A 13,135-nucleotide genomic window follows, 5' to 3' on the forward strand; every position below is an offset into this window, starting at 1 on the left:
ATTAATTGTTGCCGATTTCGAATAATTTGCGGCGTAAATATTGAGATGAATGAGACAAACGGTCTGGACGGCGTGCCGGCCCGGGCGATGGTCGCAGGCGTCGATGACGCCCTCATGTGAAACGGGTGAGTCTTTACGGGAAAGGTGGTGAGCTTTTACGGGAGACGGTCGCGCGGGAATATGACAATTGTGTGAACTTGTGTTGCAGTGCAGGTTCTAAGTGCGTTCGCCGCGCGGGCCTCGCCCGGGCGGCGGCCGCATTAAGCACCGCTTAAGCGGCCACGCCCTGGCATCGTTCGACTGCCGGGTAACCGGCCGATCTTTTACGCCCCACGCAACCGGATTCATGCAGAACCTCAATCTCGCCCTCTTTTCCGCCATCAACGCCGGGGGTGCACCGCACCCGGGCGTCGCCCGCCTCGCGATCTTCGCCGCCGACTGGCTCGTCTATGCGCTGCCCGCGATGCTGCTGCTGACCTGGATCTTCGGCGCGCGCCCCGCACGGCGCCAGGCGATCGAAGCCGGCGTCGGCGTCTGCGTGGCGCTCGTGCTCGCGCAGGTACTCGGGCATGTCTGGTTCTCGCCGCGCCCGTTCATGGCCGGCGTCGGCACGCAGCTGATTCCGCACGCGCCGGACAGTTCGTTTCCGAGCGATCACATGACGTTCGCGTGGAGCATGGCGGTCGGCCTGCTGCTCGGCGGCACGACGCGGGTCACCGGTTTCGTGATGGCCGCGATGGCCGTGGCGATCGCATGGGGGCGCATCTATGCGGGCGTGCACTGGCCGTTCGACATGGCGGGCGGCGTGCTGGTCGGCACGGTGGGCGCGCTGGCCGCGCACCTGTACGGGCAACGCGTGACCGCGCTGCTCGAACGGCTCGGCGATTGGGTGCATGCGGTCGTGATGGGACGCCGGCAGGCGCCGTAAGCGGAACGAGGCGGAACGCAGCGGCAGGGACGCCGTCAGCCGGGCGAGCCGGGTGTGCGGGCCGATTCGGCCGAGGCGGACGGGCCGTCGCTCGCGTCGTGCAGTTCGGGCGTATCGGCCGGATGCCGCGCGGCATCGCGGTCGAGGGCGCTTTCCTTCAGGATCGCGCACATCGCGACGAACAGCGCGAGGACGACCGCGGCGAGGCCGCAATAACCGGCGATCTTCAGATGGCGAAGGAAAGGCGAAGCGTGGCTTGCTTTTGTCATCCGGGCGCTCCTGGACGGGCTGCGGCGGCTGTCGCCCGACAGCGGCGTCGCAGACATACATATATACCAGCCGCGATGCCGGTGCCAAGCCCGCCGCTGCGCCGGCGCCACGATTGTTTCAGCCGTCGGTCGAGCGGGCGCTCCCGGTCAGTCTTCCAGCGTTTCGTGCACGGCCGCCGCGCCGCGCTTCCAGTAAGCCGCCGCGCGGATGCGCGACTTGTCGACGCCGCGCTCGCCGGTCAGGTGCTGGCGCACCGCGCGCATCGACAGCGCTTCGCCGGCCGCCCACACGTAGCCGTCGCCGGACGACGGCAAAGGCAGATCGCGCACGGCATTCAGCAGCACGTCGCCGTCCGCCGCGTCGGCTTCGGCGCGAAAGCGCCAGATTTCATGCACGTCGGCGCGCGTATCGAACGAGATCTGCGCGGTGCGATCCGCGACTTCCAGCACGACCGCTGCGCGCGCGCCGGCCGGCAATTCCTCGAGGCGCCGCGCGACGGCCGGCAACGCCGTATCGTCGCCGATCAGCAGATGCCAGTCGAAACCGGTCGGGACGACGAACGAACCGCGCGGGCCGCCGATGCCGAGCCATTGGCCGACGCGTGCCTGCGCGGCCCACTGCGATGCCGGGCCCGGATGGTTCAGCACGAATTCCAGATCGAGTTCGCGGGCGGCGCGGTCGAAGCGGCGCGGCGTGAAGTCGCGCGCGACCGGCTTCGGTTCGCCTGCCGGAAACTCGGGGCCGTTCGCGCCGAGCGTCGGCAGCGCGGGGCGTTCCGCGCCGGGCGGCGGGAAAAAGACCTTCACGTGATCGTCGAACGATGCGGATTCGAAATCCGCGAGATCGGGGCCGCCGAGCGTGACGCGCAGCAGATGCGGCGTCACGGCATGCACGCGCAGCACCTGCAGCAGGCGGAACTTGAGGGTGTGGCGCACGCGGGTCACGGTGCGCTCGGATGTGTTCTGCATCAATCCGTTCTCCTTGGGTGGTGACGGGGCGGCGCGCATCACGCGCCGGCGCCGCCTTCGATTTCGGCCGTCGCGCGGCGCATGATGGCCGCGATGCGGCGCTGTTCGTCGGCATCGGCGGCGCTCTTGTGCAGCAGCGCGCGCTTGAGCGCGAGACGGGCCTCGACGAATTCCGGCAACCAGCCGGCCTGCGCTTCGTCCTGCGCTTCGTTGCCCGCCGATTCCCCGGCGAACGCGCGGCGCATGAACTCCATCTTGCGGGCGAGGTGCGTGAGGCGCGCGAACAGCGTGTCGACGCGTTCGCGCTGGGCGTCGAGATGCGCGCGGCCGGCGTCGGTCAGCGCATAGCGCTTGCGGTTGCCTTCCGCCTGCGATGCGACGAAGCCGACTTCCTCGAGGTACGTGAGCGCCGGATACACCATGCCGGGGCTCGGGCTGTAAAAGCCGTTCGAGCGCGTGTCGAGCGCCTTGATCAGTTCGTAGCCGTGGCTCGGTTGTTCGGCCACCAGTGCGAGCAGCAGCAGCTGGAGATCGTCGGAGCTGAACTGGCGGCCGCGCGGCATGCCGTCGTCGCCGAAATCGCCAAAGCCGCCGCGTCCGCCCCGGCCGCCGAACGGGCCGCTACCGCCAAACGGGTCGTGGCCGCGGCGATGGCGGCCGATCGCGTGCAAGACGCCGGCGAACCAGTCAGGGCCGGCATGCGCACCATGACCGTCGCATCGGGCATGGCCGCGGGAGGGGTTGTGTCGCATGATCGTGTCCTATATGTCGTAAAACATATCTAAAGATATATATCGAAAGATATAGCGTCAAGGGGATTATTGAGGGCGGGATGGTGGTGGGGGCTGTGGTGGAGGGCTTGTGCTGGCGTGGTTCGTGGGCGCGCTCCGTCGAGGGCGTCGGTGGATGGCTCCTCGACAAACAGAGGGCGCGACGCCGCATCACGTGTCGCTGCGGTCGGGTGACCATTCGCGATGCACGATCGTGCCGACACCCCCTGCGTTCGCCGACTATATCGCGGGATATTTGCTGCGGCACGACGTGATTCATGAATAAGTTGAACGGCGGCGATTATAAAAACACCAGAGAAAATTATTTATAAAATCGAAACGGTTTTATTTTATTTTCGACCGGCCAAACAAAACTTCCGCGCGTGCAAAGATCAATTATCCCGCTCCGTCGTTCAATGTCGTCATGCCGGCCTTGCGCATGAATGGCGGCATCTCGCGCGGCGATGAAGAATTTCGACCCTTTATTCGCACCCCGAAAATTCATCGGAAAGGTAAAGCATTGCAATATAAAATCGTTATCCAGGTATGCCGGTTGCGGTGCGTGATTTTATTTGGCAGGATTTTCATCGAGGCGCTCGGTTTTAAAACAACAAAGTAATCGACCATTCAATTTACTGAAATGACGCGCGGCGCGCGGGTAACACCCGGCAAGGCAACTGACCAGAAAAACAGGTAACGAGGCGGCGAACGGGCGGCACTGTTCGCGATCATCGAATCAATCGCTTGCCCGGCAGCGTCGATGCGTCACTCGAACGATCCGGGCGAATCCGACACGGGGCGGCCATGGCGATACTCAAGAACGACGCTTCCGGAGACGCATGCCTGCTCCGCGCGTATCACGTGTTCGGCCGCGACGACGCGCGCTGCGACACGGTCATCCGGGACGGCTCGGTGTCCCGCGTCCATGCCCATATCCGCTGGGTCGGCGGGCTCTGGGAACTCCACGATCACAGCAGCAACGGCACGTCGGTATCGGGCGTATCGTTGCGCGACGGCGAGCATGCGGTGCTGCAGCAAGGCGACGTGATCCGCTTCGGCAGGGCCGGCACCGCGCCGTGGCGGGTCGAGTCGCTCGACGATCCGGCCGATACGCTGTGGCCGATTCGCGGTGCCGCCGCGCCGATCGTGCTGGCGCCGCGCCAGATCCTGCCGGTCCCTGCCGCGCAGCCGGTCACGATCGTCCGTTCGCCGGCCGGCGAATGGCTGTGCGACGACACGTTGCCGCCGCGCGCGCTCCATGACGGCGACGAAGTGTCGACCGGCGACTTCGCGTGGCGCCTCGCCCTCGCGCGCCATGGCTCGACGGTGATGCTTGCCGCCCCCGCCGATCCGGCCGCGCCGGCGCCATTGCTCGAATTCCTCGTCAGCCGCAACGAGGAGCACGTGCGCATGCTGCTGCATGTCCGCGGCGGCGTGGTCGACCTCGGCGAGCGCGCCCATCACTACAGCCTCGTCACGCTCGCCCGCGCCCGCTCGGCCGACATGCAGGCCGGCTACGACGCCGCCACGCAAGGGTGGATCGAACTCGACCGGCTCGCGCGCATGCTCGGCATCGATGCGTCCCATGTCAACGTGCAGATTCATCGCGCGCGGAGCCAGTTCGCGGCGCTGCCGGGGCTCGGTGCGAGCCAGCTCGTCGAGCGCCGACGCGGCAGCGTCCGTTTCGGCGATGTGCCGTTCCGGGTCATGCGCGGCGAGCATCTCGAATGCGAGTCGGTGCCGGCCGCCGGGCCGCGTATCGGCGTGCCGCGCGCGGCGCCGGGCCCGATCGTTCATAGCCCGTGAACGCGGAAGAACCGGCCGTGCTGCCGACCGTATCCCGCGCCCTCGCCCGGCCGGATGCACCTGAACCACCGAAGTACGCGGCGCCTTTTGCGACGCTCGCCGGCAAATGGCATTACCGGCTCGGCCCGCTGCTCGGCGAAGGCGGCAACGGCGTGGTGTTTCGGGCGACCTGCGACGAGACGGGGCACGCCGTCGCCATCAAGCTGATGCGCGACGATGCCGCGCTGACCGCGCCGGAGCGCATGCACCAACGTGCGCGCTTCCGGCGCGAGACGAGCCTGTGCGAGGCGCTGCGGCATCCGAACATCGTGGCGCTGCTGGACCGCGGCGAAGCGCCCGACGGGCGGCTGTTCGCCGTATTCGAACTGGTCGAGGGCCGGACGGTGCGCGACCGGCTCGCGGCGGACGGGCCGCTGTCGGCCATCGACACGGGGCGGCTGATGACGCAGGTGCTCGACGCGCTCGCGGCCGCTCATCGGCGCGGCATCGTGCATCGCGATCTGAAGCCGCAGAACATCGTGATCGCGATCGCCGACGACGGGCCGCACGCGAAGCTGCTCGATTTCGGCATCGGCGCGTTGCTGCCCGGTACCGAAGACATCGCGCGCCGGACCGTGACGCTCGCGACCGAGGTACTCGGCTCGCCGCCGTACTGCGCGCCGGAGCAACTGCGCAACGAGCCGCCGACGCCCGCCAGCGACCTGTATGCGTGGGGCCTGATCGTGCTCGAATGCCTGACGGGCGAGGTCGTCATGCAGGGCGCCAGCGTGGCCGAGATTCTCTATCAGCAACTGAGCCCGGTGGATGTCGCGCTTCCGCCGTCGATCGCGGCGCTGCCGCTCGGCGCGGTACTGCGGCATGCGCTGAACAAGAATCCGCGGCAGCGTGCCGCGTCGGCCGAGGCGCTCGCGGCGCAGTTTCGTGCGCTCAACTTCGCCGCGCTGGTCGGCCAGTTCGACGCCCGTCGCGCCGGCCGGCAGGCGCGTTCGCACCCGCTTGCGCCGCGCGGAGAAACGCTCGCCGAAGTGGGCGAGTACCGGCAGATCACCACGCTGTGCTGCTGCGTGACGATCGCTGGAGAGGGCCGCCAGCGCCATGCCGGCACCGAGCATGGCGTGGCGCTCGACGGCTACGAGGAACAGTGGCTGACGAAGTGCGCCGATATCGCGGTCGGTTACGGCGCACACACGGGCGGACGGCTCGGCGACACGCTGCTGTTCCATTTCGGCCTGCAAGGCGACATCGACCGGCCCGCCCGCCGCGCGGTGCGGGCGGCGCTCGACATGGTGCGCGTCGCCGGGCGCGCGCGGTTGCCGGCGCCGCCGGCCGCCGGCGGCCGTGCTGCCGAGGGCGAAGAGGGCTGGCGGGTCGAAGTGGCCGCCGCGATTCACGTCGGGCAGGTGCTCGCGCATGCGTCGCACATGTCGGGCGTGTCGACGCCCGCCGCGGCGTCGCGGCTGCTGCGGCTGGCCGGCCCAGGACAGATTCTGATCAGCGACGATGCGCGGCTCGTGCTCGAACGGCATGCCGATTCGCGGCCGACCGCGTTGCGGCTCGCGCGGGCGGGCCTGGTGTCGCAGCCGGTTCATGAATTGCTCGGCGAGCGGCACGCCGATACGCCGTTCGATTCGCTCGACGCCGGCCGACGGACGCCCATGGTTGGCCGCGCGCGTGAGTTCGACGCACTGCTGCGCGCGTGGCAGGACACGCTCGGGCGGCATCGTCGCGCGCTGCGCGGCGAGCCGGCGCCGCTCGGCGTGCCGCGGCTCGTCGTCGGCGATGCGGGCTTCGGCAAGTCGCGGCTCGTGCACGAGCTGTGCGAGACCGTGCGGACCCGCGGCCACGCGTTCGCGCAGTGCGGCTGTCTGCCAGAACGCGAGAATCATGCGCTGTTTCCGGTCCTGCGGTTCATCGCCGCGCACTGGCACGTCGATGCCGATCGCGCGCCGGGCGTGGCGCTCGCGGCGATCGACGCGATGATCGCGCCGCTCGATTGCGACCATGCGGCGGCGCGTGTCGCGCTCGCGACCTGGCTCGGGCTGCCCTGCGACGCGAACGGGCTCCTGTGGTCGAGCGCGCGCGAACAGCACGCGCTGTTCGACGTCCTCGAGCAACTGCTCGTATCGCTCGGCAACGGCGCGCCGGTGCTGCTCGTGATCGAGGACGTTCAGTGGCTCGATCGTTCGACCGAGGAGTTTCTCGCGTATCTGCGGCGCTCGCCGCGCGCGGCGGCCCTGTGCATCGTGCTCACGTCGCGCCCCGACAAGCTCGCGCGCTGGCGCGGCGCGGCCGACCGCGTGGTGCTGCGCCGCCTGCCGCGCGACGACGCGCAACGCCTGATGTCGGCGCATCTCGGCCCGGGCGCGTTCGATCCGGCGTGGCTCGACCGGCTCGCGGATCGCACCGCGGGCATCCCGCTGTTCATCGAGGCCGTCGCGCGAGAACTGACGGTGAGCGGCGCGGACGGTCCGCTTGCCGGGCCATCGGCAACGGACCCTTATCCGCTGCCGCTCAGTCTTGGCGGCATGCTCGGTCTGGCCTTCGACCGGATCGACGACGCACGCGACACCGCGCAGCTTGCCGCGACCATCGGGCTCGAAGTGGATGCGCAACTGCTCGCCGATGCATCGCCGCATGATCGTGCCACGCTCGATGCCCATCTGCGGCTGCTGCTCGAAGAGCGGATCGTGTACGCGCAACATCGGCGCGATCGCGTGTTCTATGCGTTCCGCCATGCGCTGATTCGCGACGCCGCATACGAATCGATGCCGCCTGCGGTGCGGCGCGGCAACCACGCGCGCGTCGGCCGTGCGCTGCTCGCGCGGGCCGATCGCGGCGCCGGTGCGCACGCGTTCGGCGTCGCCGGGCACTTCGCGCGCGCCGGCGCGTGCGCGGACGCGATCGCCCAGGGCATCGATGCGGCGCGTCGCGCGCTCGAACGTTCGCGATACGACGACGCGATCCGCTACGGGCAGGCCGTATTCGACTGGCTCGCGACCGCCGATCACGCGCAGCGCGAGCACGACAGTGCGCGCATTCGCGCCACGTTGACGCACGCGACGATGGCGCGATTCGGCTGGGCCGATCCGCAGGTACGCGAGCATGCGGAGCAGTTGTTGCGGCAGACCCGGACGCTCGACGACCCGGAGCTCGAGATCAGCGCGTTGTGGACGCTGTCGACCTACTACCACATCGCCGGCGACCGCTCGACCGTGCGCCGGATCGGCAAGCGGCTCGACACGCTCGCGACCGAGCGCGGCGAGGCGGGCGTGCAGGTCGCGGCGGACGCGATGCGCGGCATGAGCCTGTGGGTCGACGGCGACTATGCGCGCGCCCGTGCCGCGTTCGACGCGGTGCTGGCCGGCTACGACGCGCGACGCGACGCGGGCCACCGGCGCATCCTGGGGCTCGATACGCGCGCGTGGACGATGGCGTCGCTCGCCAGCGTGCGCTGGTGCATGGACGACGATCCGCAACCGTCGCTCGCGATGGCGCGCGAAGCCGTGTATTGCGCGACCTGCCTCGACCATCTGCCGACGCTCGGCGTCACGATGATGTACCTCGCGCGCACGCATCAGCTCGCGGGCGACCGCGACGCGGCGCGAGCCGTGTCGGAGGCGATTCTCCGGCTGGCGGATGCGCACCGGCTGCGCGCGGTCGGGCACTACGCCGCGATCATTCATGCATGGACGCAACGCGATCGCGCGGGCGTCGTCGCGCATCTCGACGCACAGCGGCAGTCGGGCGGCCTGCTCGGACTCACCTACTACGCGTCGCTGCTTGCCGAGCTGGATGCCGAACGCGGCGACTACGACGCGGCGCTCGCGCAGGTCGGGCAGTGCCTCGCCTGGTGCGAAACGAGCGGCGAACGGTATTACGAAGCCCAGCTGTTGCTCAAGCAGGGCGAGTACTTGCGCCGCGCCGATCCGCGTTGCGGCGGCGTGGCCGCGCTGGACGCATGCCGGCGCGCAGTCGAAATTGCAACGACGGCGGGCATGGGCCGGATCGCCAGGCTCGCCGAAGCGACGTTGCAGTCGTTGCCGTAAGCAGTTCAAACCGTCATTCAGGAGAGCATAAAGATGAGCAAGGATCTTCGATTACCGACGTACGAACAGTTTCTCGAATACCGCGCGACCGTCATCCGGGCAATCGCCCTCGCCTGGCATTCGCCGGCGTTTCTCGACAAGCTCGAAGCCGATCCGGTCCACGCATTGCGCGAGCAGTTCGACTATCACTTTCCGTTCAAGCTCGACCTGAAGGTGCAGCTCAAATCGTCGGAGTGGACACCGACCGTCAACGGCGACTGGACAGCCGGCCAGAAAAACAGGCTCACGCTGTACCTGCCGCCCGCGCCGGCGGACGACGCGCAGTTCGCGCAGGCGCTGGCCGCGTACAACGCGGACCACATCACCATCATGGAATGACTCCGGGGAAACCGACATGGCAAAGGACAACGCTAATCCGACGCTCGAATCGATGCTGGAGTTTCAGAAGGTCTATCTGCGTGCGATCGCGCTCTCGTGGCGCGACCCGGCGTTCAAGGCCGAACTGCTGGACCGGCCGCTGGATACGCTCGCGAAATACTTCGGCTATCAGTGCCCGTGGATCATCGACATCGATATCGAGAAGACGGGCGGCGATCATGGCTGGACGAGCGACGGGAAAGGCGGCGGGAGCTGGAACCTGCCGCGCAACGTGATGACGGTCGGCATACCGGAGCAGCCGGCGCACCTGGACGAGGAGGCCGTGGCGCTCGCGGCCTACTGCGACGCGGGGCCGTGTTACCTCTTCACCTGCTGTTGAGCGGGCGCGGCCGACCCGCGCACCGTCGCGCGGCCCCGGGGCGGTTGCCCGGGCCGCGCGACGTTCGTCCGACCCGTCGCACGGAACCCGATGCATGCTCGATGACCTTTCGCGCGTATTGCGCTTCAAGCCGCACCTGCTCGTGCTCGATGCCGGGCCCGAGACGCTGTTCGTCGTCGACGAATTCAGGCGCGCGATGCTGTCCGGCGCGATCTTCGTGCGGATCGCCGCGTGCCTGCGGGCGCGCATGACGATTGCCGAGATCGTGACGTCGCTGGCCGGCACGTTCGGCGAATGGGACGTGCTCGCGCGGCTCGATCACCTGGTGCGGCGCGGCTACGTGCGCGCCGATCCGCCGCACGGCGACGATGCGGCGCGCGGCTTCTTCGAACGGGCCGGGCTCGACGGCGACGCCGCGTGCGCGCGCATGGCCCAACTGCGGGTCGCGGTGGAGACGTTCGGTGCGGACGGTACGGCGCTCCGGCGCGCGCTCGACGCGGCCGGTATCGGCATCGCAAAGGAGGCCGAACTGACGGTCGCGATCGTCGATACGCACGACCGCGACGATCTCGCCGCGTGCGCCGCCCGCGTGGCGGCGCGCGGCGGTGCGCTGCTCGTCGTGGCGACCGGCGGCGTGCAGACGCTGATCGGACCGTTGCTGGCCGGCGGCGCCGACGCGCTTGCCGAGGCGCCGTGCATCGAATGCGTGCGCTACTGGATGCGCGTCAACCGGCCGGTCGAGGCGTTGCTGGCGCGCCATCACGGCAGCGACGCGACGCGTGTACCGGTGGCCGCCTCGCGTGCGGCCGCCGCCGCCGCGGCCGCGCTCGTGGCCGCGACGGTCGAGCAGCTCGCGGTCAACCGCGTGGTCGCGGAACGTGCGCAAACGCACATCGTCGCGCATCGACTCGACACGCTGGCCGTCGAACGTCACCGTGTGGTCAGGCGGCCGCAATGCCCGTGCTGCGGGAATCCCGCGTGGATGCGCGAGCAGGCGGCGCGTGCGCCGCGGCTCGCCGGGGATGCGCCGCTGGCGCGGGCGGACGGCGGCTACCGGAGCGCCGATCCGCAACGGGTGTTCGCGCGTCACGCGCATCTGATTTCGCCGGTCAGCGGCGCGATCGCGTATCTGCATCCGATGCCGAAGCGGCACGCGGGCCTGCGCAAGGTCTACGCGTCGGGCTTTCTCGTATGCCCGGCCGCCGTGCCGGACAGCAACCGGTTCGACCGGCTCTGCTCCGGCAAGGGCCGCACCGACGAGCAGGCCCGCACCAGCGCGCTGTGCGAGGCGCTCGAACGCTTCAGCAGCGTGTATCAGGGCGACGAGGCGACGGTGACCGGCAGCCTCGACAGCCTGCGCGCCGATCCGGCCTGCGACGCCGAGCCGATCCATGTGAACGCGCTTCAGCAGTTCAGCGAACGGCAATTCGACGCGCGCGACGCGATCAACGCGTTGACCCGCGATGTCCGCAAGCAGGTGCCGCCGCGCTTCACGTCGCGCGACGTCATCGACTGGACGCCTGCGTGGTCGCTCGTGAACGGCCGGCGTCGCCTCGTGCCGCTGAGCTACTGCTACGCGGAAACGCCCGACAGCGCGCAGGCCATGGCCGCCTGCGTGCACAACCCGAACGGCTGCGCCGCCGGCTCGAGCCTCGACGAGGCGATTCTGCAAGGCATGCTCGAGCTGATCGAGCGCGATGCGGTCGCGATCTGGTGGTACAACCGGATCGCGCGCCCCGGCATCGATCTCGCGGCTTTCGACGATCCGTATTTCGACGCGCTCGTGCACGAATACGCGACGTTCGGATGGCGCGTATGGGCGCTCGACATCACGACCGATCTCGCGGTGCCGACCGTGGTCGCGCTCGCGGAGAATCCGCGGGACGGGCGTTTCTCGATTGGCTTCGGCTGTCATCCCGATGGCCGGATCGCGGTGCAGCGGGCGCTGACCGAAGTCAACCAGTTGCTCGATATCGCGGCGGATGCGCCGCATCCGTGGGATCGCGACACGCTTTCGTCGACCGGATTTCTGTATCCGGCGGCAGGTATGCCGGCAACGACGCCTTCGACGTGGCGGCGGGCCGATGCCGCGTCGTTACCGGCGGTGATCGCGGAGTGTGTCGGGCGCATCGCGGCAGCCGGCATGGACGTGCTCGTCGTCGACAAGACGCGGCCCGACATCGGCTTGTCCGTGGTGCAGGTGATCGCACCGGGGCTGTGCCATTTCTGGCCGCGTTTCGGCGCGCGGCGGCTGTATTCGGTGCCGGTGGCGCTGGGTTGGCGCGCGCAGCCGTGCGACGAAACGGCGTTGAATCCGGCGCTGCTGTTTCTGTGACCTGCGCGCGCAATCGCGTTGTCGGCGAACAGCGCGGGCTGCCGGAACGCCGACAGCCCGCGCCGCATCAGAACCGTGTACTGAACCCCACCCGCGCGATCGACTGCAACGCGCCGCTCGACGCGCCGTTCGCGTCCATCACGCCGTTGATTTGCGCGTTGCTGCCGTGGCTCGCGCGTTGATGCACACCCGCCACGTACACCATCGTGCGCTTCGACAGCCAGTACTGGATGGCGGCGAGCAACTGGTGCGCGTGCGCGTCGTCGAGCGTGTCGTTGCCTTTCATGTACGTGTAGCTCGCGCCGATCACCCATACCGGCGACGGCCGCCACGCCGCACCGGCTTCCGCCGACCACGCGCCCGCGCCGTTGCGCGCGTTGTGCACGGTCGTGAAGAGCGCCTTGCCCGTGACCGTACCGACCGTGTAGTGCACGCCCGCGCCCCAGTTGCGCACGCTGGTGGGCGGCAGTCCGTCGGCCGAGCCGTATTTCTGGTTCGTATAGGCGGCGCCCGCGCCGAACGGGCCGTGGTCGTAGCTGGCGCCGACGCTGACCGTGTTGTTCGCGCCGATCGACCCCGCGACGTTGCCGAAGCCGTACAGCGCGCCGATGGTCAGGCCCGACAGCGACGGGCTCGTGTACTTGACCGAATTCGCGACGCGATTGCTGCCCGCGACGCGGTCCCAGTCGAATGCGCCGGTCGGGTTGTTCGGCAGCGCGAGCCGATCGAACGGCCCGTTGCGAAAGCCGTACAGGCCGACGAGATCCTGCGCGATCTCGTTGCCGCTGGCGGCCAGCGCATCGACCATGAATTCGTACTGGTTGCCGAGCGTCAGCGTGCCGTACCGGTCGTTCTGCAACCCGACATAGGCGGTGCGCGAGAACAGTCCGCCGCCGATGATCGAGCCGTTGCCGAGCGAATACTGGTTGACGAGCCGGAAGATCGCACGCGTGCCCGCGCCGAGATCCTCCTTGCCCTCGAAGCCGAGCAGGTTCGGAAAGAAGATGTTGTCGTCGAATTTAGCGGCGCCGTGGCCGCCTTGATTGCTGACGTAGCTGATGCCGGTATCCATCAGCCCGAACATCGTCACGCTGCTCTGCGCAAACGCCGCGGCCGGAAGCGCGCAGGCCGCGAACGCCAGAAAGGTCTTTTTCGTCATCTCCAAAGTGCTCCTCACATGATCCGGTCGAGCCGGATATTTTTAATTGGACTACTGATTGATATGAAGAAACATGAACCGGGCGAACCCGGTTCG

The 13,135-nt window shown here is 68.7% G+C and carries 10 protein-coding genes; 6 read left to right on the forward strand and 4 right to left on the reverse strand.

The window, feature by feature from the left end; genetic code table 11:
- Positions 1-346 precede the first annotated feature (346 nt).
- Positions 347-928: an undecaprenyl-diphosphatase gene (locus SY91_RS26570; protein WP_023478020.1), complete on the forward strand. Its 582-nt coding sequence runs from the start codon at positions 347-349 to the stop codon at positions 926-928.
- A 35-nt stretch (positions 929-963) separates the two neighbouring features.
- Here the strand turns inward: SY91_RS26570 and SY91_RS26575 are convergent, their stop codons facing one another.
- The 3 genes from SY91_RS26575 to SY91_RS26585 all read right to left on the reverse strand — a co-directional run bounded on the left by SY91_RS26575 (position 964) and on the right by SY91_RS26585 (position 2,918).
- The gene (locus tag SY91_RS26575; RefSeq protein WP_011548734.1) at positions 964-1,197 is read right to left on the reverse strand and encodes a hypothetical protein; all 234 of its coding nucleotides are present in this window, start codon (positions 1,195-1,197) and stop codon (positions 964-966) included.
- A gap of 147 nt (positions 1,198-1,344) precedes the next feature.
- Positions 1,345-2,166: a siderophore-interacting protein gene (locus SY91_RS26580; protein WP_011548733.1), complete on the reverse strand. Its 822-nt coding sequence runs from the start codon at positions 2,164-2,166 to the stop codon at positions 1,345-1,347.
- Between the two features lie 38 nt (positions 2,167-2,204).
- Positions 2,205-2,918 (reverse strand): PadR family transcriptional regulator, encoded by a 714-nt coding sequence (locus SY91_RS26585; RefSeq protein WP_023478019.1) that lies wholly within the window; start codon positions 2,916-2,918, stop codon positions 2,205-2,207.
- Between the two features lie 822 nt (positions 2,919-3,740).
- On the opposite strand from SY91_RS26585, the gene SY91_RS26590 reads away from it, so the two are divergent.
- The 5 genes from SY91_RS26590 to SY91_RS26610 all read left to right on the forward strand — a co-directional run bounded on the left by SY91_RS26590 (position 3,741) and on the right by SY91_RS26610 (position 11,880).
- Complete coding sequence (locus SY91_RS26590; RefSeq protein ID WP_043888653.1) at positions 3,741-4,742, forward strand: FHA domain-containing protein; 1,002 nt, start codon at positions 3,741-3,743, stop codon at positions 4,740-4,742.
- Positions 4,739-8,788, forward strand: a complete 4,050-nt coding sequence (locus SY91_RS26595) for a TOMM system kinase/cyclase fusion protein (RefSeq protein ID WP_185921231.1) — start codon at positions 4,739-4,741, stop codon at positions 8,786-8,788. The genes SY91_RS26590 and SY91_RS26595 overlap by 4 nt, the downstream gene beginning before the upstream one ends.
- Positions 8,789-8,821: 33 nt before the next feature.
- Entirely contained in the window at positions 8,822-9,166 is a 345-nt protein-coding gene (locus SY91_RS26600) for a BMA_0021/BMA_0022 family TOMM bacteriocin (RefSeq protein ID WP_012339049.1), read from the forward strand.
- Positions 9,167-9,182: 16 nt separating this feature from the next.
- On the forward strand, positions 9,183-9,545 hold the full coding sequence (locus SY91_RS26605) for a BMA_0021/BMA_0022 family TOMM bacteriocin (protein ID WP_023474948.1): 363 nt from the start codon (positions 9,183-9,185) through the stop codon (positions 9,543-9,545).
- A 94-nt stretch (positions 9,546-9,639) separates the two neighbouring features.
- Entirely contained in the window at positions 9,640-11,880 is a 2,241-nt protein-coding gene (locus SY91_RS26610) for a TOMM precursor leader peptide-binding protein (protein ID WP_023474947.1), read from the forward strand.
- Positions 11,881-11,947: 67 nt separating this feature from the next.
- Here SY91_RS26610 and SY91_RS26615 read toward each other — a convergent pair whose 3' ends face one another.
- Positions 11,948-13,039 (reverse strand): porin, encoded by a 1,092-nt coding sequence (locus tag SY91_RS26615; protein WP_023474946.1) that lies wholly within the window; start codon positions 13,037-13,039, stop codon positions 11,948-11,950.
- Between the last annotated feature and the right edge of the window lie 96 nt (positions 13,040-13,135).

The organism is Burkholderia cenocepacia (assembly GCF_014211915.1).
GTDB classification, from domain to species: Bacteria; Pseudomonadota; Gammaproteobacteria; order Burkholderiales; family Burkholderiaceae; genus Burkholderia; species Burkholderia orbicola.

Excerpts from the sequence above, each read along its gene's own strand:
- SY91_RS26570 (WP_023478020.1), top strand. The coding sequence starts at position 347 with ATGCAGAACCTCAATCTCGCCCTCTTTTCCGCCATCAACGCCGGGGGT.
- SY91_RS26575 (WP_011548734.1), bottom strand. The coding sequence starts at position 1,197 with ATGACAAAAGCAAGCCACGCTTCGCCTTTCCTTCGCCATCTGAAGATC.
- SY91_RS26580 (WP_011548733.1), bottom strand. The coding sequence starts at position 2,166 with ATGCAGAACACATCCGAGCGCACCGTGACCCGCGTGCGCCACACCCTC.
- SY91_RS26585 (WP_023478019.1), bottom strand. The coding sequence starts at position 2,918 with ATGCGACACAACCCCTCCCGCGGCCATGCCCGATGCGACGGTCATGGT.
- SY91_RS26590 (WP_043888653.1), top strand. The coding sequence starts at position 3,741 with ATGGCGATACTCAAGAACGACGCTTCCGGAGACGCATGCCTGCTCCGC.
- SY91_RS26600 (WP_012339049.1), top strand. The coding sequence starts at position 8,822 with ATGAGCAAGGATCTTCGATTACCGACGTACGAACAGTTTCTCGAATAC.
- SY91_RS26605 (WP_023474948.1), top strand. The coding sequence starts at position 9,183 with ATGGCAAAGGACAACGCTAATCCGACGCTCGAATCGATGCTGGAGTTT.
- SY91_RS26610 (WP_023474947.1), top strand. The coding sequence starts at position 9,640 with ATGCTCGATGACCTTTCGCGCGTATTGCGCTTCAAGCCGCACCTGCTC.
- SY91_RS26615 (WP_023474946.1), bottom strand. The coding sequence starts at position 13,039 with ATGACGAAAAAGACCTTTCTGGCGTTCGCGGCCTGCGCGCTTCCGGCC.